Consider the following 22,385-nt stretch of genomic DNA (forward strand, 5'->3'; position numbering starts at 1 on the left):
CCTGAATGTCTGTATTTTGATTTTATGGAAGATATCCCTCTTCTTTACACTTTTCGATAATAGCGACTCTTAGTTTATCTAAAAAGGCTGTTCGTTTATCAGGCTTACGTTTGATAACCTCTTCTTCTTTTTTATAAATATCACTGAATTTTATGTTAAACAGCTTTTCAAAAGCATTTGCTAAATCACTGAAATGTATTTCCTTACCATCAACCGTTGTAATACATTTTAGATAATAAAGTCCACATACAATTTCCATTATGTCAATGTACTTTGCAATATCTTTATTTAGGTGTAAGGTAGATTTCCATCCAGCTTCAATGTTAATAAAGAATTTAGGAAATTCCATTTGATGATGGAGTAGGTCTAGTTCTTTATTAATAAATGAAAGTATCTTATTGCATGTTATACTTTTTGTTTCATAACAGAAATCTCTTCTGATTTCTAAACTATTTTTTAGTGCTTCAAATTCTATGTAGGTAAGATTTAGTTCTCTAATTAAAGTTTTGTAATCTGATTCATTATTCAAAAAGGTAATTACAGATTCAACAAATTCTCTATATGCCATAAGTAGTTGGGCTTCATCAAAATTTTCTTCTGTGCAAGAAGAGTTGAGAAGACTATATATATTTTGATCTGAAAGGCTCCATTTTGGCATAAGCAATCAAACATGTGTTATACGTTTCGTTTATTGCCGTTCATTTTTATTCTTTATTCGTTTCAATAGAGAGTAAATGATAATTTTGTGAAATGGTCTAATAAAGAAAAAATACATTCGTCCAAGCCAATTGTTATATTTCACAATAGTAGTAATCCTAAGTTCCTGTTTGCAATCTTTATATTCACCACACCACATTGAAACATGAAAATCCAAGTGGCTGTCAGGCATTCCAAAAATTTCTTCATGCTCGTTTTTATCGGACACCATATTTGTAAATCTACTCTTTGTATCCAATCCCAATGGTTTTGCAATAGCGTTTCGTAAATTCATTAACCAATCTATCCATTTAGGAAGTTGGTTAAAAGCAAGATTGCGAAATTTCTCAGGTGTTATTTTCTGATTACAAGCTATTTCCCTTGAATAGGAATCCACATAATCGGCAGGAAGATACTTTTCAATCAAGCTGTTTGTTGGTATATTTTTCATCTTACTGCTCTTTAAATTTATTGATAACCATATCCTGTAACTCTTTAAACTGTTTTGCTGATAGATCCGAGCAAACTTGTTGCATGCCAATCAGCATGGAATATTGTATTATCGCCAAATCCATTGCTTGTTTAGCATCCAATCCTGTTGCTTCATTCAGCTTGTTTGCATACTCCAGCCTGATACTGTCCGCTTGCGCTACATAATTTCGTACAATTGGATTTGAATACCCCCACGCCCGTATTACACTTTCGTTTCGGATAGAAGCGTATGCTGCCATATCAGCCAATTTCTGCTGTTGTTCTTTGGGAGTGTTCAATTTGTCCACTTCACGAATAAACTCAAAAGTGTTTACTTCCAACCAATACCTCATCAATGCATCCACATAGCCGTCTATGTTTTTAAAATGATGATAGAATGCACCTTTGGTGATTTGTAATAATCCGCATAGATTATCTATCGTGATTCTTGCAAATCCTTCTTTTTCCAAAACTGTTAGTCCTGTCACGAACCATTGCTTTTTATCTACTTTCTTCATAATTTAAATACATACCATATAGTATGGTATGCAAATGTAATCACTTTATTAGAATAAACAATAGCTTGCCTGTCTCTTTTATTACCATTTCTTGTATTTAAGATACAACTATCTTTATAGCCATTTGATAGGATAGCCGAGCATACGCTTTAGTTCTTCCATTTCTGCACTATGCCACATTTCATGTTTGAAGCACCAAGATAATGCTTCATATTTATTATAAGTCTGCTGATATTGAAAGAATTATTGCAGACAGTGAAACACTGAATCAATCACCCAAACAAACCACGCCTTATGAAAAGAACTAAAGAAGATTATCCGTCCTTCAACCTGTTTTCCATTGTTGGCACATGGGAAAGCGTTAATCTGAATCCTACGGTTATCATTTACCGGAATGACAAAAAACATCTCCTTTCTATTATATATGTATCGGAAACCACCAAACAGGCTTCTCCTGCTACGTATGAGATACAGAAAGATGGTAGCCAGTATTTTATTGCCACTGCATCCAAGCGGCTCTATATAGATTATGACCGGGTAAAAGATGTACTTAGCATTTCATCATTAGGTGATTATCTGCGTAACTAACTTATCAACCAGCTAATCATATAACTGATTAGCTATCTAGCAATCTTGAAATCAATATTTCAATAAAACAATTTTTCAATCATGGAACTAATAAATAAAGATACACCGCAAGTCAAAGAATTTATTTCTTCGCTCGATTCAATGCTGAACGGTATTGAATCGATTGTAAAGCACTATAAGCCCCACCTGAACGGAGAATGTTTTCTTTCTAGCCATGAAGTTTCCAAGAAACTGAATGTCAGTTTACGAACCTTACAAGAATGGCGAGATACGGGATTAATCTCCTTCATCCAGATAAAAGGCAAAATCATCTATCGACAAAGTGATATTGATAAGTTGCTTCAAAAGCACTACTTTGACAGTAGGAAAGAATAACCTGCTACCCTTAAAACATTGTTTTTCGGAATTTAATTTAAATCATTGACTTTTCCAGTGAAGTATTTAGTCTGTGCAAGTCTTTAGATGAAAATACGCTCGAATGTTAATGAGAGGAAGATTTTTATCTAAACCGAAGGCTTGGAATTGAACAGGCTAAATACGGAACTTACCTTTGTCAATGTTTCATATTGAGTTCTGAAAAACTTACTTTAAAAGAAAATGAATTTTGAAAAGTAATTTATATATGGATATAGTAGCAATAGAAAGAGTTTCCTTCGATTCTTTTAGAAAGAAGCTGGAACAGATTATATCATTGGCAGATAATACTTCTTTGTCTCCCTCTGATATGTGTATTGAGAAAGAATGGATAGAAGGCAAGACATTGGCAGCTTCGCTAAATATTTCTCTGCGAATATTACAGTCTTTACGGGAAAGCGGCAAACTTTCTTTTTCGACTGTTGGCAAGAAAGTCTATTATAAAGTAGCCGAAGTACAAAAAATATTGGATTCAGGTAGAATAAAAGTAACCATTAAAGAATAATTGCCTATGGATTTGTACACGAATGAAGATAGCAAAGAATTATTGCAATCTTTAGATAAGGCTTTACCTTATATAGAATATGCATTGAAGAATAATAAACCCATGTTTGAGGGTGAACGGTATCTGACAAGCGAAGAACTTTGTTCTATACTCAAAATTAGCCGTAGGACTTTACAGTATTATCGGGATGATGGCATTTTCCCATTTATTCAACTTCCGGGCAAAGTACTATTCCGTGAATCGGATATTAGGAAGGTTTTAGAAAATAGGTTTCGTTCAGCCTATGATATAGGAGATTGTTCTCTTTAGTCTTTAATGGTGGATACAGAGAAACGACTACCGTCCGAATGGATTAGGTAGCCGTTTTCATCTTTAGGTCGTTTTAGTAGAGAAGCTCTCCCGTACATTCTGCATATCTCGGAGAATACTTTGATCTAATACTTTTGCGTATCGTTGTGTCATTTTCGTATTGGTATGACCGAGCATTTTAGATACATTCTCCAATGATACATTATTAGCCAGAGTAACGACTGTCGAAAATGTATGACGCCCAGTATGCGTGGTCAGGTTCTTCTTAATTCCGCAGAAATCAGCTATTTCCTTCAAATAACTGTTTGCCTTTTGGTTGCATGGAACAGGTAATAATGTACCTTTCTTTTCGCAAAGCGGATAGCCTTTGTATTTATCCAATATAGCTAATGGAATATCCAAGAGTGGAATGTTACACATGATTTTTGTTTTTTGGCGAGCTTTTCTTATCCAGATGTTACCTTCATTATCTGTTACCAAATGTTCGGGTTTCAATTCCGATACATCTATGAACGCTAAGCCAGTCCAGCACTGGAATAAGAAAATATCACGTACCAATTCCAAGCGTGGTACATTGAAAACTTTAGTCCGCAAAATTTCTAATTCTTCTTTAGTTAGAAACTCTTTATGTACTTCCTGTTCATGAAAGTGTATATTCATAAACGGATTCTTATCTATCCAGTCGTTTGCAAGAGCCATGTTAGTAATCTTCTTGACTACTTTCATGTAGCGGATAACTGTATTTTCTTGCAGATTCTTTTTTGATTTCAAGAAATGAATATAGTCCTGAATAATGGCATTATTTATTTCTTTCATCGGAATATCCTTTAGATGGTACTGTTTTAGAAGCATTTCTTTAAAATACTTCAAGCATGTATCAAAGCGGGAGATAGTGACCTTTGCATAATCCTTACCTATCAGTTCTCTGCATTTGTCGTTATGTTCTTGGAATACCTCAAAGAACATCTTATGTTTTTCATCCAGTCCGAGAAAACGTCTTTTAATCTCCATCGGATTAATTAGTTTGTTTTCATCTTCCAAAGTCCGATGAATCTCATACAAGCGTAATTTTACCGATTCCAGATAGCGGTTTACTTCTACAGATTTAGAATCTTTGCCTGTACACCGTTCTTTGGCTTGTGACCAGAGTTCAGGCTTAACGGTTCGTTTTAGCTGCATTTCAGCTAATTGACCTTGAATAGTTATCCGCAACATGATAGGGGTTTCACCTGATTTTACTGTTCTTGTTTTGCGGATGAAGAACAGCACATTGAAAGTCTGTCGTTTCATACTCTAAAAATTAATGTTTAAAGTTACTGAATCGTGCAGAATAGCAAGAATCAAACGATAAGACAATCAACGACTTACGGTACAATTCGTGGACATTTTTTTCGAGACTAAAGTTGTCCACGATTTAGCACTACGGAAGTGCGTTATTTTGCCAAAAATATGCGGATTAGGAGAAAAAGAAAATCCCTGAAATGTTTAATTTTCAGGGATTTACCAAATTTGAAGTCTTTTAAAAGTGGTGCCACCAGGAATCGAACCGGGGACACAAGGATTTTCAGTCCTTTGCTCTACCAACTGAGCTATGGCACCGTTGTTTTGTTTAACGGGTGCAAAGATATGGACTTTTTTTTATTCTGCAATAGGTAGAGGATCTTTTTGTTGTTTTTTTACACGGCTCTTTCATTTAAAACGTGTTTGTATTCTCTTTTTGTCTCTTATTTTATAGCGAGCATTTGCAGAATATCCCATCTGAACCAATATAGATGTTGGTGTTCGAAAATATAGTAAACAATCAGCCGTTTTATCCATGAAAACAGCTAAATTTGCACACAGCGATGCCGAAGCACCGCCTTCGGTGTTTCTTTATCATAAAATTAAATTTTGAAGAGGCGGAGTGGCCGAGAAGGCTCTTCCGCCTCGATTTTCGCTATGCGAAAATAAGTATTAATTCGCTGATTTCCAATTTTTTCGGCTTAATACACACTAAAAAGAAACACCTTTTTTGTCCTTCGGGCAGCATCATGGAAAGACTGATTGATTTTGCCCGGTCAGTGCCCGATTTCCGCAGATCAGACAAGGGAAACATCCGTCACAGACTCGCTGATATCATCATGTTAATGATACTTGGCCGTGCCTCCGGGTGCGTCGGACGCGCCGATATAATAGAGTTCGGCAGGCACAATATCAATAAATTCCGTAAAATGGGGATGTTGAAGAACGGCGTACCCTCGGAAGCCACTCTTTGCCGTGTAGAAAATGGCATCGATGATCTGGCTATGGCAGACAAAATGCAGGAGTTTGCCGAGGTATTTCATAAAAAACTGCACAAGACATACAGCGGTAAAGAGACAATCTGCATCGACGGCAAAGCCGAGCGCGGCACAATCCAGCCGAACGGACGCAATCCGGATATAGTGTCTGCGTATTCGTTCAATACCGCATCATACTGGCAACGGAGGCGTGTCAAGAAAAAAGCAATGAGATAAAGGCTGTTCCGCTGCTTTTGGATAAAATCGAAATATCCGGAAAAGTTGTAACAGCTGACGCCATGTCCATGCAGAAGGACATAATTGACAGAATCAGAGATAGTGGCGGCGATTTCCTCATCGAACTCAAGGCTAACCAGCGTTCGCTGCGCTACGGAGTGGAAGACAGTCTCAAATGGCGCTCACCGGTACATTCATATACGGAAGGTCCGGAACTCGGACACGGCAGGATCGAGACCAGAACCTACCGTGTATATGACGGGCTTGATTTCATCGCGGACAAAGAGAAATGGGGCGGTAATATGACGATTGTAGAATACGAAGCCGATACGGTCAGGAAGTCAACAGGCGCTCACACCTCTGAAAAAAGGCTTTATGTGAGCAGCATGCCGACGCTCACACCTGCGTTGGGCTCCTTTGTGCGCAATCATTGGTCTATAGAAAGCATGCACTGGGGGCTGGACTTCAATCTTCAGCAGGACAGGATAAAACGCAAGTCAAACAAATCCGCACGCAATCTTGATACAATCCTGAGAATTGTCTACTCTGTGTTCTCGATTTGGAAAGGACTGCGTAGAAAGAAATCCGACAAAGGAATGGGATTGGCCGAACTGATGAGACACGTTTCTATGAGTTTTATGAAACTCTTCCGCTTTCTATGTCAAAAATGAAAAAAAATATGAATTTAGTAAACAGATAACTTTCTGACATACAGACGTAACAATCCACCCGATTCTCAGCGGACCGGGTAAGGGCTGTTATGTCTTAATTTTTAGCTTAAATGAAAGAGCCGTGGTTTTTTTATTCGTTCAGTGAATTCCAGCCCTGGGCTTTTAGCTCTACTTCTCCACCATCGCGGCCAACCAAGTAATTGCCAAGCTCCGGTTTTGTGATATGGCCGATTACTTTAACGCCCTTCATTTCAGAGACTTTATCGTGGTCGGTAAGAGGAACGGTGAAGAGTAATTCATAGTCTTCGCCCCCATTTAAAGCGGCTGTTACCAGATTCATATTAAACTGTTCGGCCATTGCTGCTGTTTGATAATCAATAGGAATACGGTCTTCATAGATACGGCAACCGACATTGCTTTCTTTTGATATATGCAAAAGTTCAGATGAAAGACCGTCTGAGACATCCATCATTGCAGTAGGAATGACCGCTGCATTACGAAGTGCTTCGATAATATCCTTTCGTGCCTCCGGCTTTAGCTGGCGTTCCAGCAAATATTCTTTACCCGTAAAATCAGGGGTGAAATCTTTTTCTCCTTTAAATATTCGTTTTTCCCGCTCCAATAACTGCAACCCCATATAGGCAGCTCCCAAATCCCCGGAAACGCAGATAAGGTCCGTCTCTTTGGCACCACTGCGGAGAATGACTTTTCCCTCCTCACCTTCTCCAATGCACGTGATACTGATGCAAAGCCCAGTGAGAGAAGCGGATGTATCTCCTCCGACAATATCGACTCCGTACACGTCACAGGCCAGTTTTAGCCCGGCGTAGAAATCCTCAATCTCTTCAACAGAAAAACGTTTGGAGATTCCGAGTGAAACGGTGATTTGTTTAGGCAAACCGTTCATTGCGTAAATATCGGAAAAATTCACAACAGCCGATTTATATCCGAGATGTTTTAGTGGAACGTAGGTCAGGTCGAAATGAATCCCTTCCAACAACAAATCGGTGGTGACAAGCACTTGCTTATCCCCATACGAGAGTATGGCGGCGTCGTCACCTACGCCTTTTATGGTACTGCTATTTCTGATTTCAATTCTGTCTGTCAGGTGGCGAATCAATCCGAATTCGCCTAATGTTGAGATTTCTGTTCTGTTACTCATATCTATGATTATAAAATACTTTTCTTTTGGACTGCAATTATATGTTTTTTTATTGTCTCATCAAAGCTCTGTCCATTATGAAACTTGATGGTGATTGGTAAATAATATAACGATTTCTTCCAGCTTTCCGGGACAAGCGGATTGTCTTTCAGGCGAGCTGCGTCTTTTTCTGTAGTCAGAATCAGTTTCCCCGGAGAAGTCATCATTTCGTATGTCTCGTCTAATTTCTTGAAATCCGATTTTATGAACGTATGATGATCTGGAAAAATTACCGGCAAAACTTTTTTTGAATATTTTTTTGCTTCGCGAATAAAAGGTGAAGGAGAGGCTATTCCTGATATTAACAGAATATCTTCTTCTTTGCCAATATCTTTCCTACGTAGAGACTGAGCCATTGAAGGAAATACCGGCTTGATTTCATCGTAAACAATGCTGGTGAAAAAGAGTAATTGATGAGCCCTCAATTTCATATTTTCTTCGATAATGCGAAAATCGATAGGCTTCATATCTTCCTCACATTTAGTGACAACTACAATATCGGCCCGATTTATTCCGTTTATCGGTTCACGCAGCCTTCCCGTTGGCATCAGCTTGTCATTGTAAAACAAGCGATGATAATCACTCAATACAATTGAAAGGGACGGACAGACATAGCGGTGCTGATAAGCGTCATCCAGCAAGATTACTTCCGGCCTTTCCTGCTCGGGCAAGGATAAAAGAATTTGAATACCCCGTCTTCGATTGGCGTCGACAGCAATAAGTACATCAGGAAATTTATTTTTCATTTGAAAGGGTTCGTCTCCGATTTCCTGGCTGGAACTTTGCGGGTTGGCAAGAATAAAACCGGAGGTTTTCCTTTTATATCCTCGGCTCAATACGGCAATACGGTATTGCTTTTTTAGCAAATCGATAATATATTCGGTATGAGGAGTTTTTCCTGTACCTCCTACAGATAAGTTTCCTATGCTAATTACGGGAACAGGATATTGCTCGGAATGTAGAATATCCCAATCAAAAAGTCTGTTTCGTAACCGTATTCCAATTCCGTATAAAAAGGAAATTGGATTTAGGTAGTAATTAAGCTTAATTTCGTTGTTTGTCAGCATGTGATTCCTATCTGCATACAAATATAGTTAACTTATTGAAAGTAATCGGCTTTTTATTCGTTTATTTGAAAAATAAGGATGACTATACTGCTCTGATTATTCATTTTCAAGGATATCAAATTTAGAAATCATATCTTTGCAAGGAAGATCCTTGGGTAGGTCCTGTCGATCCGAAAGACCTCTCCTAACTTTCAATTTTCAACTCTTAACTTTCAACTATCGGGGGGGCTTATTGTATAAAACGTATTTTTCAGGTTCGAAAAACATCCGAAACAAAACAAATGTTAATCCGCTTTTTTGACCTCAAAAAGGGATTTTTTCGCCTTTTTTGAGCGTTCCCAGCCATTACGACCGTCCTCTTTGCCATTACGACCGTGCTAATATGTAGTGCACTCGGCACCTCGCGAAGATTAGCACGGTCGTAATGGCGATTTGGACGGTCGTAATTGAAAAGAGGACCGTCTTTAGGGCAAAAAACACCCTGAATTTCCTTGGGATATTTGAAACGCCGTCCGTTTTATTTTCAAATATTCGATTCTCCGGGAGTTAAGCTTTATCACTTTGTCGGCGTTTCTGCCTTCCAACAATCAAAAAGAATGCTTTTCAGAACGGACTGCGCACCTCTTTTTTCCTATTGTCAGAAAGGGGAGCTTAAACCGTGAAAAGAGTCAATCCAAAATCGATCAAGATTTCAGATGAAATAGAAAAACGGCCGAAACAGGGGGTTATTGTAATATTTATATTTTATTCGGGAACTAATAATTACAGTTCACAAAAAACGGCGCATAAACTTTGATTTTCAAACAATAATCACCTACCTTTGCCGAAAAATAAAAAAACAACATTAAATCTTAAATGATCTATTAGGGTAGAATTTTAAAATTTATGCAAAAAAATCAGACACTACATATTTATTTTCTGATTTGTATTCTATCAATCCTGACAGGTACATCCTGCAACGATTCCTATGAAAAGAGGAGGATATTAGTTATTCACTCATATGAAGCGGAATATGCCGGCTATAAACATAACGGAGAAAAGATACAACAACAGTTCCACCGGCAAAAAATCCACGCCGATATCCGGACTTTCTATCTGGACTGCGACAGTTATCGGGAAAAAGACGAACTCAACCGGATGTATAACTTTCTGGACACCACTGCCAACTGGAAACCGGAGATTATCCTGGTGTATGACGACCAGGCCACTTATTCCCTGATGGCTTGCGAGCATCCTCTGGTAAAGCAGACACCGGTCGTATTCGCGGGAGTCAACTATCCGAACTGGAAACTGCTCAAACAATATCCTAACGTTACCGGATTCTGGGACAAGCCGGAATTCATGAAAACCGTCGAACAGATAGAAAAGTTGTTCGGCCCCATGAGAATCCATTTTTGGCTGGACAACACCTATTTGGGTCGGCAAACCATGGAGCTATTTATCAGTGAGATAGACCCCTTACGCATGAAAGAATATGCCCCTTCTCTCAACGTCATAAATGAAAACGGTTTTTTTCACGTGCTAAGAGATACCATCCAACATAATAACCAACTATTCACAAACAACAACATACTGCCGGCAAAGCCAGCACATACAATTTTCAATTTTATCAATTCAAGGGAAACCAGTTCCAATAATTTATTGTGGGTCTTATCCGGCTTGCACCGGCACTCGGTCTTCGTACAGAGCAAACGTGATTTCACATCCAAACGCCTCGGCCTGTTTGCCAGTAGCCCCACCTTTACCGTTATAAACGAAGGATTCGGAGTCGGAGAAGGATTGACAGGCGGATACCTGACCTCTACGGAAGATGAAATAAAGATATCTGTAGACAGGGCTATCGAGCTGTTAAGAGGCAAAGCCATATCCGAAACTCCCATCACCCAATCTCCCAAACAATTCGTACTGGACTGGATAGAAATGCAACGGTGGCATATCAGCAGAAAAAACATTCCAGCTTCCTACCAGATTATCAATATGCCGCTGACAGAGCGATATAAAACACTGTTCATAACGCTCGGCATCCTTTTGTTACTCATTGTCACGACGGTAATCCTGTCCCTTTTACGTCTCTACCGGAAAGAAAACAGGACCAAGAAAGAAACACAGAAAAGCCTGAGGAAAAGCGAACGGTTCCTGTCTCTCGCCTTGAGCGGAGGAAAAGTTTTTGCCTATCAGCTCAAGGACTACACTTTCTATTTTGACAACGAGTTTTATACGAATGCCGGACTTGAACAAAAACCGATTCTGATAAACGAATACCTGGACCATTTGCATCCCGGTGATATCCAAGTCTTTAAAAAGGATATACAGAGAGCTTATTCCGGAGAAATCATGGAAAACATATCCCAGATACGTTGTAATTTCGATGGGAAGGGATACCAATGGTGGGAGTTCCGCTATACATATAATAAAGAAGACGATGCCTTCAACGGCCTCTGCCTGAATATCCAACAAAAAAAGAAGGCAGAACAGGAGCTTATAGAAGCCCGGCAAAAAGCGGAAGAATCCGATAAGATGAAGTCTACATTCCTGGCCAATATGAGTCACGAGATACGAACTCCTCTAAATGCCATCGTTGGCTTTTCCAATATCATCGCCAGCAATGAAGTTGAATTGGAGATAGAAGAAAAGGTTGAATTTGTCAGGCTGATTAACAACAATTGCGATTTACTTTTGAAACTGATCAATGATATCCTTGATTTATCACGCATCGAATCCGGCCGTATGGAATTCACCTTCACCCGGCAAAATCTGACAACCTTGATAAACGACATTTATCAGACGCACCAGTTATTGCTTCCTGCCGAGGTCAAATTGATACAGGAAACACCCGAAACCCCTATATTCATAGAGACAGACCGGCATCGCCTGACACAAGTCATCACAAACCTCATTAACAATGCGGTCAAGTTTACCCAAAAGGGATATATTAAACTGGGCTATAAATACAGTGAAGCAGATTCGTCCGTATATATTACGATAGAAGACACAGGCATCGGTATCCCTAAAGAAAAGCAGAAAGCTATATTCGAGCGTTTCAACAAACTGGACGAGTTCGCCCAGGGGACAGGGTTGGGATTATCGATTTGCCAAGTGATTGTCAAACGCTTAAAAGGCCATATCACGTTGCAATCGGAAGAAAGAAAAGGCAGCCGGTTTACCGTCTGCCTCCCCTTGATAGATCATCAACAATAAGTTTTATTGTATAGAAAAGGTATCTGCATCTTTCCATGCCGGAAACTTGGCACGCAGATCATCCAGTTCGGTACGGGTTAACGTACAGGTCCGGGTTACCTCTTCACGTTTGCCGGCATCGGCCATCTTCTTCCCTTTCGGGGAAAATACCATCGAGTCGCCGCGATAGACAAAACCTTTCCCGTCAATGCCTACCCGGTTTACGCCACAGACATATGCCATATTCTCCATTGCACGTGCCTGAAGAAGCGTTTTCCAAACCTTTTTGCGGGCTTCCGGCCAGTTGGCGACATAAATCAACAGGTCATATTCGTTGTTCACATTCCTGCTCCACACCGGGAAACGCAGGTCATAGCAAACTTGCAAACAGATATTCCAGTCCTTATACCGTACGATCGTCCGTGTATCTCCGGCCGTGAAATGCCGGTCTTCACCGGCCATCCGGAACAAATGACGTTTATCATACAAATACGTTTCTCCTTCAGGAGTGATGAAAAAAGCACGGTTAAAATATTTACCATCCTCTTTTGCAATAAAACTACCGGCCACAGCCAGTTTATACTTCTTCGCCCATCCTTTAATAGTGGGGATAGTCGGGCCGTCCATCGTGTCGGCCAGTTTTTCAACTTCCATAGAGAAACCGGTTGTGAATGTCTCCGGCAAAATAGCGATGTCGGTCTTTCCACTGACACGCCGGAGCAATTCTCCATAATAACCCAGGTTTTCATCTCTGTCCTCCCAGATAATATGGGACTGGACCATACTGATTCGCAAATTGTCTGCCATAATATTAAATTTGAACAAAGTTTTCAGGATGACAAGCTGTCACCCCTCTGTAGTTCTTACGGATTTCATAGAGATCTTTCTCCACGTCACCCGTCGGATAGAATATCCCTTTAAAACCGGCCTCTTTCTTTTTATAATCCAAATAGGCCACCAGGATAGGAACATTGGCTTTCTGCGCGATAAAATAGAACCCCTTTTTCCACTCTTCCGCCCGCTTACGGGTTCCTTCCGGAGTAATGGCCAGCTGAAACTCTTCCCTGCTGTTGAAAAGTTCAACCATCTGGTCCGTCACCGACGTCCGTTTATGACGGTCGACAGGCACACCTCCCAGCCAGTTAAACAACAAATTGAACGGGAAAAAGAACCATTCTTTTTTAATCAGAAAACGAGCATTACGCCCGATCGAGGTGTAAAACAGTTTTCCGACTAAAAAATCCCAGTTACTGGTATGCGGCGCTACACATATCACGCATTTAGGCACATCTTCGACCACAGGTCCGAGTTTCCAACCCGCCAGGCGAAGAAGCGCCTTACTAATCGCTTTCTTCATTATTTGCGTTAATTTGCTCTTATTTGCCCTTATTTGCTCAGCTCACCTATTTCTGTAGCGATAGCGTTTACTTCTGCTTGCAGATCAGCGAGCAATTTATTATAATACTCTTTCACACGCGCTTTGTTATCCTTTCCATCCGGACGGTTGGCACGACGAATATATTCATCCTGCATATCGAGTATTCTCGACATCACTGCGTCTGCCTTATCCGAATCCACGCCTGGGATATACAATTTACAAACCAATGCTTCTGAAAACAAATCGCCAGCCACATAGCTGATGTCTTTCTTTAAAATTCTTCTTTTAGCCATAGTCGTTTATATTAAAATACCCACAAATCTACATATTTCATTTATTAAACAAGCTCTATAGTTGAAAAAAAGACAAAAATTCGTATCTTTGCCCCCGCAAAATATCTGATTATAAACAAAATCGTTTATGGATAATATAACAACAACGCCAGAATATCTTTTTGAAAGCAGTTGGGAAGTGTGTAACAAAGTCGGAGGTATCTATACCGTCCTTTCAACAAAAGCGCATACGTTACAACAATCTTTTAAAGATAAATTAATCTTTATTGGACCAGATGTGTGGGCTAACACAAACGCCCCCGACTTTATCGAAGATGATATTCTGTTCGCTGAGTGGAGAGCTTATGTAAAGACCACGGGCAACCTGAAAGTAAAAGTAGGCCGATGGAATGTTCCGGGAACACCACCCGTAATATTAGTTGATTTCAAACCATTCTTCAAGGAAAGGGATGCCATCTTCTATTCTATGTGGGAAAATTTCCGCGTAGACTCTATCCACGCATACGGCGATTACGACGAGTCTTGTATCTTCGCCTACTCCGTAGGTAAAGTAATTGAAAGTTTCTACCATTTCTATAAGTTGGAAGACAAAAAGGTCGCAGCCCTGTTCAACGAATGGATGCTGGGAATGGGTGCTCTTTACATCCAGAAACAAATTCCGGCAATAGCGACGCTCTTTACGACACATGCCACTTCCATCGGACGTTCCATAGCGGGCAACAACAAAGCATTGTACGCCTATATGGACGGCTATAACGGCGACCAGATGGCGAAAGAGCTGAATATGGAAGCCAAGCATTCGCTGGAAAAACAGGCCGCCCATTATGTGGACTGCTTCACAACAGTGAGCGACATCACGGCCCGCGAGTGTAAACAATTGCTGGACAAAGCGCCGGACATCGTGACCCCGAACGGCTTCGAGCCGGATTTCGTACCGGAAAAAAAGGAATATGAAAAGAAACGTACCGAAGCGCGCCATGCCCTGCTGAATGTAGCGGAAAAGTTATTAGGATGCCCCATTTCACCGGATGCATTCCTTGTCTCTACAAGCGGCCGTTACGAATATCGCAATAAGGGCATTGATGTTTTTATCGAAGCGATGAACCGGGTACGCACATCCGGCAAGTTGCAACGCGAAGTGGTAGCCTTCATCATGGTACCCGCCTGGGTGCGCGATGCCCGTGCAGACCTGAAAGAAGTGATCGACAAAAATATCCGTACCACCTCCCCCATGCAGATGCCGTTCGTCACGCATTGGCTGAACCTGATGGAGCAGGACAAGGTACTGAACTATATCTCGCATTCCGGATTCACCAATTCGGCAACCGACAAACTGAAAATCATTTTCGTACCCTGTTACCTGGACGGACGCGACGGCATCCTCAACAAACCGTACTACGACCTGTTGGTCGGTATGGACGCAACGGTCTATCCTTCGTATTACGAACCGTGGGGATACACTCCGTTGGAAAGTATCGCTTTCGGAATCCCGACCATCACGACCGATCTGGCCGGATTCGGACTCTGGGCTAAGAGACACGTGACAGGCAACGACATCAGCGAAGGTGTTGCAGTCGTGAACCGTGACGACTTTAATTATTTCGAAGTAGCAGATGCTATCACATCCTCCATCCTGACTCTCGTCAGCAAGAATAAAAAAGAAACGGTCGAGATACGGAAACGCAGTTTCGACCTGGCGGCAAAAGCGGAATGGAGCAAATTTATCGTCTATTATGAAGAGGCTTTCAGGATCGCTTTGGAGAATGCGGCCAAAAGAAATAATTAAAATAGGCTCATAATTAAACAGATAATCCCTATCTTTGCAGCGTTTTAAACAAAGATCAGAGATTCTATAATATTAAATTGAAATTGAAACATTTTAAACTTCACAATAATGAAAATCAAAGCGAATAACGCAAACAGCCCGATTTGGAAAGATGTTTATTCTCATTCTATGCTCCCCGAGCCATTACAGCCATTATACGAAATGGCAACAAACCTATGGTGGGTGTGGAACCATGAAGGAGCCAAATTATTCGGTAAGATCGACCCGGAACTGTGGGCCTCTACAGAAGGTAACCCCGTACTTTTACTTCAAAGCTTATCCTATAAACGTATTGAGGAAATTCTGGCAGATAACGTCCTGATGGCCGAAATTAAAGCTACTTACTCAATATTCAAGGATTATGTAAATGTTAAGCCGGACAAGACGAAACCGTCTGTAGCCTATTTCAGTATGGAATATGGCTTGACAAACGTTCTGAAGATTTACTCCGGTGGTCTGGGCGTATTGGCAGGTGACTACCTGAAAGAAGCCAGTGACAGCAATATCGACTTGACTGCTGTCGGTTTCCTGTACCGTTACGGTTATTTTACCCAATCCCTGTCTATGGACGGACAGCAGATTGCCAACTATGAACCGCAGAATTTCAACGCACTGCCTCTTACACAGGTGATGCAGGCTAACGGCGAACCGATGGTACTGGAAGTACCTTACCCCGGCCGTACCGTTTATGCCCACATCTGGAAAGTAAGCGTAGGACGCGTTCCTTTATATTTGATGGATACGGACATTCCTCAAAATAGCGAATGGGACCGCTCTATCACCCACCAGCTGTATGGTGGCGACTGGGAAAACCGTATGAAGCAAGAATACCTGCTGGGCATTGGTGGTATCTTGATGCTGAACAAGTTAGGTATCAAAAAACAGATCTACCACTGCAACGAAGGACATGCAGCCCTGATCAACGCACAGCGTTTGGTAGACTTCATCCAGAACGACGGTCTGACATTCAACCAGGCTCTGGAAGTTGTCCGCGCCTCTGCACTGTACACGGTTCACACTCCGGTTCCCGCTGGTCACGACTACTTCGACGAAGGTTTGTTCGGCCGCTACATGGGTGAATTCCCCGGCAAGTTAGGTATCAGCTGGCAGGAATTTATCGACATGGGACGTGAAAACCCGGGGTCGAACGAAAAGTTCTCCATGAGTGTATTCGCATTGAATACATGCCAGGAGGCAAACGGTGTAAGCTGGTTGCACGGAAAAGTATCCCAGCGTATGTTCGCACCGGTATGGAAAGGTTACTTCCCCGACGAACTGCACGTAGGATATGTGACAAACGGCGTACACATGCCGACATGGGCTTCTACGGAATGGAAACGTTTCTTCGCAGAACATTTCGACAAGAAATTCTTCAAAGACCAGTCTAACAAGAAATACTGGGAAGCCATCCAGAACGTACCGGACGATGAAATCTGGGAAATCCGCAAGAGACTAAAGAACAAACTGTTCGAATACATCAAGAATCAATATAAGAGCAACTGGCTGAAAAACCAGGGCGATCCGGCAAAGGTTGTTTCCATCTTGGATAAGATCAACCCGAACGCTTTGATTATCGGTTTCGGACGCCGTTTTGCAACATACAAACGTGCTCACCTGTTGTTCACAGACCTGGACCGTCTGGCTAAGATCGTAAACAACGAAAAATACCCGATCCAGTTCGTATTCACAGGTAAAGCTCACCCGGCTGACGGTGGTGGACAAGGCTTGATCAAGCACATTGTCGAAATCTCACGCCGTCCGGAATTCTTAGGAAAGATTATTTTCCTGGAAAACTACGATATGCGTCTGGCCCGTCACCTGATTGCAGGTGTGGATGTTTGGTTGAACACTCCGACACGTCCTTTGGAAGCATCCGGTACATCTGGTGAAAAGGCAGAAATGAACGGTGTTCTGAACTTCTCCGTATTAGACGGATGGTGGTATGAAGGTTATAAAGAAGGTGCGGGTTGGGCTTTGACCGACAAGCGTACTTACGAAAACCAGCAGTATCAGGATCAGTTGGATGCTGCAACAATCTACCATACACTGGAGACACAGATCATCCCGACTTACTATGCAAAGAACAGTAAGGGATACTCTCCCGAATGGATCCAGTACATCAAGAACTCCATGTCTGAAATCGCTCCTGACTATACAATGAAACGTATGTTGGACGATTACATCAGCCGTTTCTATGACAAACTGGCAACCCGTTCCGCCCACTTGCGCGAAAATGACTTTGCTGAAGCAAAATCTCTTGCAGCATGGAAAGAAGAAGTGGTTGAACATTGGGATAGCTTCCAGGTAGAATCGTTTACAAGCTCTCAGGATTTGTCTATCGATGGCCCGGTAGTAGGAAAAGAATACACATTCAACCTGGTCATCGACCGCCACGAACTGCAAGGCATGTTAGGTGTAGATATGGTTGTTACCAAAGAAAACTCTGACACCCACCAGTTGGAACTGCTGTACGTCGAACATTTCAAACTGAAAAAAGAAGAAGGTTCCAAACTGTTCTTCGAACTGAAAACAAACCCGAGCGAAGCAGGTCTCCATAAAATCGGTTTCCGCGTTTACCCTGTAAACAAAGAATTGCCTCACCGCATGGACTTCGCTTACGTTCGCTGGATTCAGTTATAATCGAAACGATCCGATCCAAAATAAAAAAGGTTGTTCTCCGAAAGGGGGGACAACCTTTTGTTGTTTATGTCCACAAATCAGTATAAAAAACCGAAATGCCACAAGGGAATCGTATTGCCAAAACCAAATTCTATATCATCTTTGACAACAAAAGCGTTATCCAAACCTTGCAACTGTGCATTTCATTTGGGATTTCAGATATTCTTCCATAATTTTGTTACAGTGGTAACAGTTACCGCTGTAACAAAATATAATGTATATATGAGGACGCCAAAGTCGAACACATCAAACACAAACTTCTGGCTAAATATGAGATCGAACAACGATGCCTCTCATTAGAGGATATGTAAAAAGGGGGAATTGCAAAGCATCCCCTTTTTCACTGATATAATATTTATCGATTAAAAAGCATAAGAAAGTCCGATAGCCGGCATTAAGGCCACCGTATCATAGTTGCCACCGAATGTTCTCGGCTGTTTCAGCAAGTCAAGGTCCGTATAGGATCCGTCACGATCGAAGCCGCTTACATAAGAGAACGCGACATCCACAGACAGGTTTGTCAACGGACGGAAACTCAAACCGGCTGTCAACCCCAATTTATTCATACTCGGAGTTTCCGGATTCAGATAATCCTTTTCAACCGGTGATTCATCCAGGTAAACACCCAAACGGACATCCAGACGGTTGGTAGCAGCAAACTGACCGCCGATACGATAAATACAGGAATTCTTATATTTCTTCGGAGCATTGATATCATATTCGCCTAACTCTTCCGTAGGATTGAAATTGACCGTTAGTGCATCATAAGCACCCCATCCAATTACCTGAACCTCACCGGAAAGCGTCCAGCGATTTGTCGGACAATAGGTAATCCCTACACTCCAGACACTCGGCAAAGGCAGTTCTGCTGAAAAAGTTCCTTTATCCAGTTCCGGTACTTCAATTTTTTCCGGCACGCCTGGAGTTCCCGGAGGCAGCATTCCCAGCAGACCGTTTACCTTCTGTAACAGTCCTTTTAACTCCAACTCATTAGCATAATCTAACGCAACATCGCCCTCTTTAACGCGAGCCATCACCTTTGAACGATAAGAAGCTCCGATAGTAATCTTCTCGTTAATATCGAACATCGCTCCGACATTATATCCCAAGCGTACACCGGCATCACCTTTCAAACCAACGGAAACAGCTGAGATATTGTCATATTTAGCCATAATTTGCTTCAACTCCTGAGGGATCATGGCGTCCAAAGCCGGATTGCCTGCCGTCAGTTTGTTTGCCAAGTCGCTCATGGCTCCCGGAGCAATCAGTGAACGATTCAGCGAGATATTACCAAACTCCATCATCAGACCTGCTCCAATACTCAGGCGATCCATGATTTTCCAAGAAACCGTAGGTTGTATATTAAACGCTTTCAAAGAAATATCCTGGATCAGATGCGAACCCCTCCAGTCATTTCCCCAATGGATGCCACTGCCAAACGGGGTGTTTACCATCACTCCGGCAGCCAGATTATCATAAATCTTAAATCCGGCATATAGATATAAAGGCGTACTGGCCTTATTATCCGTTTCAAAAGAATAATCGTCTGTTAATGATTTATATTTTGCCGTAGCAAAAACGCCTGATACACCGGCAGACAAGTCTATACTATTTTCCATAAACGCCAATCCGGCAGGATTGAAGTGCATGCTTTCCGCACCCAACTTCATAGCAACACCTACATGTCCCATACCGGCCTGCTTCGTACTTTGTGCATTTACTTGATAGCCTTCTGCGGCCACATACGTCATTGGAAGCATGGAAAGACATGCTAACGCGATAACTTTCTTCATAAAAACTTTATTTGTTAATACTTTATTTATTATGCCTTCCCGGGCATAAACGGCGGCAAAGATAAAGACTTTTTTCTAATACTGCACACTTTTAACAAGAATGTGCAGCACAAAACCCGAAAAGTTGTGCAGTCCGCAATCGGTTTTGTCCTCTAATTTTTAATTTTCAATTCTCAATTTTCAATTTTCAATTAATAAAGTATCTTTGCAGTGAAAAGGAACGTTTCCTTTTCCGTGTGCTTGCTAAACCACGTACTAAAAACAAGAAAGATATGAAACATCAAGAAGCCGCTTTGGTCTGCTTCTCAGGTGGACAAGACTCCACGACCTGCCTGTTTTGGGCAAAGAAGCATTTTTCCCGCGTAGAAGCCGTTTGTTTTACTTACGGACAAAAACATTCCCTGGAAATCGAGGTTGCACGAAAGATCGCAGCCGACGCCCATGTTCCCTTCCAAGTGTTGGATGTATCGTTGATCAGCCAGTTAGATGCGAGCTGCTCGCTGACCCATACCGACATTGCGATGGATCAGGAAAAGCCGGCAGACAGCTATCCGAACACGTTCGTTCCGGGACGTAACATGGTATTCCTCACCTTCGCCGCCATCCTGGCACGCAGCAAAGGGATCTTCAACCTGGTGACAGGCGTTTCGGAAGCCGACTACAGCGGATATCCCGATTGCCGCGATACGTTTGTGCGTTCCCTTAACGTCACGCTAAACCTCGCGATGGATGAACAATTCGTAATCCATACCCCGTTGATGAACCGCGATAAAAGCGAAGTATGGGAACTCTCCGACCAGTTAGGCGTATTCGACCTCGTACGGACACAAACCCTCACCTGCTACAATGGCGTTATAGCCGAAGGCTGCGGCCATTGCCCTGCCTGCAAATTGCGCAACGAAGGATTAAAAAAATATATAGAGAGAAAAGGTAAATAGTATGGATACAAGAAAAGAAGAAAACGAACTGCATCTCTTAGGCGGTTCAACGGTCTACAAGCAAGATTATGCACCGGAAGTGTTGGAAGCTTTTACCAATAAACATCAAGGAAATGACTATTGGGTACGTTTCAACTGCCCGGAGTTTACCAGCCTTTGCCCTATCACGGGACAACCGGACTTTGCCACGATCTATATCGACTATATTCCCGACGTGAAAATGGTGGAAAGCAAAAGCCTTAAACTGTATCTGTTCAGTTTCCGCAGTCATGGAGCCTTCCATGAAGATTGTGTCAATATCATCATGAAAGACTTGATACGCCTGATGGACCCGAAATATATCGAGGTCACCGGAATCTTTACCCCTCGCGGCGGTATCAGTATCTATCCGTATTGCAACTATGGCCGTCCGGGTACAAAATATGAACAGTTAGCCGAACAAAGGCTGTTCAACCATAAACAATAAAGGACATTTTTAAATGATTCCATAAAAAAACGGCAATATGGGAACTATAGTATTGCCGTTTTTTATACATTTGCAACTAATAAATTCTAAACCATATAAAATATTTAGACCATGAACAAAAGCATTACAATGAAGACGGCTCTGGCCGCCTTGGCTTGTACAGCCTGCATCAGTGCAAGTGCACAAAAACAGTATCCCGAACAAGAAAAGATGAGACCCGGTATGTCCGAATACTGGACACCGCAACCGAAAATCGTCACTCCGGGTGACATAAAGACGAACAGCGCTCCTTCAGACGCTATCGTTCTATTTGACGGCAAAGATCTTTCAGCGTGGGAAACACCGAAAGGCGGTCCGGCTGAATGGACTGTAAAGAACGGAGCTTTTACAGTCAATAAGGAAAAAGGAGACATCCAGACAAAACAAAAATTTGAGAATTTCCAATTGCATATCGAATGGTGTGTTCCGAAAAACATAAGCGGAAAAAGCCAGGCACGTGGAAACAGCGGTATCTTCCTGCAAGATATGTATGAAATCCAGGTATTGGATTGCTACGACAACGAAACGTATGTAAACGGACAAACCGGTAGTGTTTACAAACAGACTCCTCCTTTGGTAAATGCTATGCGCAAACCGGGTGAATGGAATGTATATGACATTATCTATACCGCACCGATCTTCAAGGAAGACGGAACTTACCGCGTTCCGCCTCATGTAACAGTGATCCAGAACGGTATCGTACTGCAAAACAATACGACTATCCTGGGAACTACGGAATATGTCGGCTTCCCGAAAGTTATCAAACATGGTGCAGGCCCGATCCGCTTGCAGTCACACGGAGATCCGAGCGAACCGATCAGTTTCCGTAATGTTTGGATCCGGGAAATGTAATTCAGGTGAA

Annotated in this window: 21 protein-coding genes, 1 tRNA gene and 3 pseudogenes; 13 read left to right on the plus strand and 12 right to left on the minus strand. The window is 41.8% G+C overall.

All coding sequences use genetic code 11. The features are described 5' to 3' along the window. Window positions 1-22: 22 nt before the first annotated feature. The 4 genes and pseudogenes from DWU89_RS11695 to DWU89_RS21080 form a co-directional block, all read right to left on the minus strand. Window positions 23-658, minus strand: a complete 636-nt coding sequence (locus DWU89_RS11695; RefSeq protein WP_115499826.1) for an RteC domain-containing protein — start codon at window positions 656-658, stop codon at window positions 23-25. Between the two features lie 30 nt (window positions 659-688). Continuing rightward, window positions 689-1,147: a DUF2867 domain-containing protein gene (locus tag DWU89_RS11700; protein ID WP_115499827.1), complete on the minus strand. Its 459-nt coding sequence runs from the start codon at window positions 1,145-1,147 to the stop codon at window positions 689-691. Between the two features lies 1 nt (window position 1,148). Next, window positions 1,149-1,685, minus strand: a complete 537-nt coding sequence (locus tag DWU89_RS11705; protein WP_115499828.1) for a TetR/AcrR family transcriptional regulator — start codon at window positions 1,683-1,685, stop codon at window positions 1,149-1,151. Between the two features lie 114 nt (window positions 1,686-1,799). Beyond that, a pseudogene (locus tag DWU89_RS21080) lies at window positions 1,800-1,904 on the minus strand (DinB family protein); the annotation flags it as partial. On the opposite strand from DWU89_RS21080, the pseudogene DWU89_RS21280 reads away from it, so the two are divergent. The 5 genes and pseudogenes from DWU89_RS21280 to DWU89_RS11730 form a co-directional block, all read left to right on the plus strand. Next, a pseudogene (locus DWU89_RS21280) lies at window positions 1,898-1,993 on the plus strand (helix-turn-helix domain-containing protein); the annotation flags it as partial. The pseudogenes DWU89_RS21080 and DWU89_RS21280 overlap by 7 nt on opposite strands. Then, entirely contained in the window at window positions 1,980-2,273 is a 294-nt protein-coding gene (locus DWU89_RS11715) for a DUF3876 domain-containing protein (protein WP_115499829.1), read from the plus strand. The pseudogene DWU89_RS21280 and the gene DWU89_RS11715, both read left to right, overlap by 14 nt. An 81-nt stretch (window positions 2,274-2,354) precedes the next feature. Further along, on the plus strand, window positions 2,355-2,648 hold the full coding sequence (locus DWU89_RS11720) for a helix-turn-helix domain-containing protein (protein WP_115499830.1): 294 nt from the start codon (window positions 2,355-2,357) through the stop codon (window positions 2,646-2,648). Window positions 2,649-2,895: 247 nt separating this feature from the next. After that, on the plus strand, window positions 2,896-3,192 hold the full coding sequence (locus DWU89_RS11725) for a MerR family transcriptional regulator (protein WP_115499831.1): 297 nt from the start codon (window positions 2,896-2,898) through the stop codon (window positions 3,190-3,192). A gap of 6 nt (window positions 3,193-3,198) precedes the next feature. Beyond that, window positions 3,199-3,501, plus strand: coding sequence for a helix-turn-helix domain-containing protein (locus DWU89_RS11730; protein ID WP_115499832.1), 303 nt, complete (start codon window positions 3,199-3,201; stop codon window positions 3,499-3,501). 63 nt (window positions 3,502-3,564) lie between these two features. Here DWU89_RS11730 and DWU89_RS11735 read toward each other — a convergent pair whose 3' ends face one another. Further along, complete coding sequence (locus tag DWU89_RS11735; protein ID WP_115499833.1) at window positions 3,565-4,791, minus strand: site-specific integrase; 1,227 nt, start codon at window positions 4,789-4,791, stop codon at window positions 3,565-3,567. A 236-nt stretch (window positions 4,792-5,027) separates the two neighbouring features. Continuing rightward, a tRNA-Phe gene (locus DWU89_RS11740) sits at window positions 5,028-5,100 on the minus strand. Window positions 5,101-5,531: 431 nt separating this feature from the next. Here DWU89_RS11740 and DWU89_RS21085 point away from each other — a divergent pair. Together DWU89_RS21085 and DWU89_RS11745 are read left to right on the plus strand one after the other, a co-directional pair. Beyond that, window positions 5,532-5,744 (plus strand): annotated as a pseudogene (locus DWU89_RS21085) (transposase family protein); the annotation flags it as partial. A 119-nt stretch (window positions 5,745-5,863) separates the two neighbouring features. Further along, a complete protein-coding gene (locus DWU89_RS11745; RefSeq protein WP_244205900.1) occupies window positions 5,864-6,667 on the plus strand; it encodes an ISAs1 family transposase in 804 nt (267 codons plus the stop codon). A gap of 130 nt (window positions 6,668-6,797) precedes the next feature. Here DWU89_RS11745 and thiL read toward each other — a convergent pair whose 3' ends face one another. Continuing rightward, window positions 6,798-7,829: a thiamine-phosphate kinase gene (gene thiL / locus DWU89_RS11750; protein WP_115499834.1), complete on the minus strand. Its 1,032-nt coding sequence runs from the start codon at window positions 7,827-7,829 to the stop codon at window positions 6,798-6,800. An 8-nt stretch (window positions 7,830-7,837) separates the two neighbouring features. Then, window positions 7,838-8,935, minus strand: a complete 1,098-nt coding sequence (lpxK, locus tag DWU89_RS11755) for a tetraacyldisaccharide 4'-kinase (RefSeq protein WP_115499835.1) — start codon at window positions 8,933-8,935, stop codon at window positions 7,838-7,840. An 885-nt stretch (window positions 8,936-9,820) separates the two neighbouring features. Between lpxK and DWU89_RS11760 the strand changes: the two genes are divergently transcribed. Continuing rightward, window positions 9,821-12,133 (plus strand): sensor histidine kinase, encoded by a 2,313-nt coding sequence (locus DWU89_RS11760; RefSeq protein ID WP_115499836.1) that lies wholly within the window; start codon window positions 9,821-9,823, stop codon window positions 12,131-12,133. 3 nt (window positions 12,134-12,136) lie between these two features. Here the strand turns inward: DWU89_RS11760 and DWU89_RS11765 are convergent, their stop codons facing one another. The 3 genes from DWU89_RS11765 to DWU89_RS11775 are packed head-to-tail and all read right to left on the minus strand — an operon-like array spanning window position 12,137 to window position 13,783. Next, window positions 12,137-12,919, minus strand: a complete 783-nt coding sequence (locus DWU89_RS11765) for an amidohydrolase (protein WP_115499863.1) — start codon at window positions 12,917-12,919, stop codon at window positions 12,137-12,139. A gap of 4 nt (window positions 12,920-12,923) precedes the next feature. Continuing rightward, window positions 12,924-13,469, minus strand: coding sequence for a 1-acyl-sn-glycerol-3-phosphate acyltransferase (locus DWU89_RS11770; protein ID WP_115499837.1), 546 nt, complete (start codon window positions 13,467-13,469; stop codon window positions 12,924-12,926). A gap of 29 nt (window positions 13,470-13,498) precedes the next feature. Then, window positions 13,499-13,783 carry a hypothetical protein gene (locus DWU89_RS11775; protein ID WP_115499838.1) on the minus strand — a complete coding sequence of 95 codons (285 nt, stop codon included), beginning with the start codon at window positions 13,781-13,783 and terminating at the stop codon, window positions 13,499-13,501. Between the two features lie 127 nt (window positions 13,784-13,910). On the opposite strand from DWU89_RS11775, the gene DWU89_RS11780 reads away from it, so the two are divergent. Together DWU89_RS11780 and glgP are read left to right on the plus strand one after the other, a co-directional pair. After that, on the plus strand, window positions 13,911-15,569 hold the full coding sequence (locus DWU89_RS11780) for a glycosyltransferase (RefSeq protein WP_115499839.1): 1,659 nt from the start codon (window positions 13,911-13,913) through the stop codon (window positions 15,567-15,569). Between the two features lie 108 nt (window positions 15,570-15,677). Then, the gene (glgP, locus tag DWU89_RS11785) at window positions 15,678-18,248 is read left to right on the plus strand and encodes an alpha-glucan family phosphorylase (protein ID WP_115499840.1); all 2,571 of its coding nucleotides are present in this window, start codon (window positions 15,678-15,680) and stop codon (window positions 18,246-18,248) included. Between the two features lie 401 nt (window positions 18,249-18,649). Here glgP and DWU89_RS11790 read toward each other — a convergent pair whose 3' ends face one another. Next, window positions 18,650-20,080, minus strand: coding sequence for an OmpP1/FadL family transporter (locus DWU89_RS11790; RefSeq protein ID WP_115499841.1), 1,431 nt, complete (start codon window positions 20,078-20,080; stop codon window positions 18,650-18,652). 272 nt (window positions 20,081-20,352) lie between these two features. Between DWU89_RS11790 and queC the strand changes: the two genes are divergently transcribed. The 3 genes from queC to DWU89_RS11805 all read left to right on the plus strand — a co-directional run bounded on the left by queC (window position 20,353) and on the right by DWU89_RS11805 (window position 22,375). After that, window positions 20,353-21,018 (plus strand): 7-cyano-7-deazaguanine synthase QueC, encoded by a 666-nt coding sequence (gene queC, locus DWU89_RS11795; RefSeq protein ID WP_115499842.1) that lies wholly within the window; start codon window positions 20,353-20,355, stop codon window positions 21,016-21,018. Between the two features lies 1 nt (window position 21,019). Continuing rightward, window positions 21,020-21,484, plus strand: a complete 465-nt coding sequence (gene queF / locus DWU89_RS11800) for a preQ(1) synthase (RefSeq protein WP_115499843.1) — start codon at window positions 21,020-21,022, stop codon at window positions 21,482-21,484. Window positions 21,485-21,595: 111 nt separating this feature from the next. Beyond that, window positions 21,596-22,375 (plus strand): 3-keto-disaccharide hydrolase, encoded by a 780-nt coding sequence (locus DWU89_RS11805; protein WP_115499844.1) that lies wholly within the window; start codon window positions 21,596-21,598, stop codon window positions 22,373-22,375. Window positions 22,376-22,385 lie beyond the last annotated feature (10 nt).

It is taken from the genome of Parabacteroides acidifaciens, assembly GCF_003363715.1.
Lineage (GTDB): Bacteria > Bacteroidota > Bacteroidia > Bacteroidales > Tannerellaceae > Parabacteroides > Parabacteroides acidifaciens.